1 protein-coding gene is annotated in these 703 nt (G+C 73.7%); it reads left to right on the top strand.

Annotated elements, in window-relative coordinates; all coding sequences use genetic code 11:
* Positions 1–703 (top strand): DUF1403 family protein (locus tag EOA23_RS35200; protein ID WP_127307358.1); only part of this gene is annotated, 703 nt, incomplete at both ends.

The following is a 703-nucleotide window of genomic DNA, read 5'->3' as shown; positions in this document are numbered from 1 at the left end:
GCCGGGCTGGCTGCGCCGCGCCGTTCCGGATGCGCAAAGCCTTGCCGGGAAAGGGCTTGGGCCAAATGCCCTTGAGGACGTCGCGATCGCCGCGGGCGCCGCGATCGGCGCGCTCGACGCCGTGGTCCGCCGGCGGGAGCGATGGGCCGGCGCATGGCGGCAGCGGCTGGCGCTCGCGGCTACGGCGATGACGACGAGGCAGGCCGGACGCATCGAGGACGAGGCTGCGCTACGCGACGCCGTTCTGCTCACGCGTCCCGGCGACGATGTCGGCCCGGCCGGCCACATGCTGTTGGCCTGGCGCCGGCTGGGGGCGCGGCCCGCGGAAGAGTTGCTGACGGAGGCGAGCGTCGCCGGCGTGCTTGAGGCCCTCGGTCTCGCCGGGGATGACGAGACGGCGAACGGTCTGGCCGACGAGCTTCGGCATCTTGCGGCGACCGACGGCACCATCGGAACGATGATCGGCGCCTTTGCGGCCGTCGAGACCCGCGGCCTTCCGCGCATCCTCGGATGCTGGTTCGCCGACGCCATGCTCGCGCAGAGGCTGGGCTGGACGCACGCGGTGCCGCTGCTCGGCGGCGAAGCGCTCGGCAACGGTTCCGGGCGGCCGCGGCGCGCAGCGACCGTCCTTGCGTCGAAGAGCAACGCGGCGGATCCCGAGTATGCGAAGACTCTGCTCGCCGCGCAGGCGCGTGCGGCAGTG

The sequence above is a fragment of the Mesorhizobium sp. M2A.F.Ca.ET.042.01.1.1 genome, assembly GCF_003997405.1.
In the GTDB taxonomy this organism is placed as follows: domain Bacteria; phylum Pseudomonadota; class Alphaproteobacteria; order Rhizobiales; family Rhizobiaceae; genus Mesorhizobium.
This window is presented reverse-complemented; position numbering and strand designations above follow the sequence as displayed.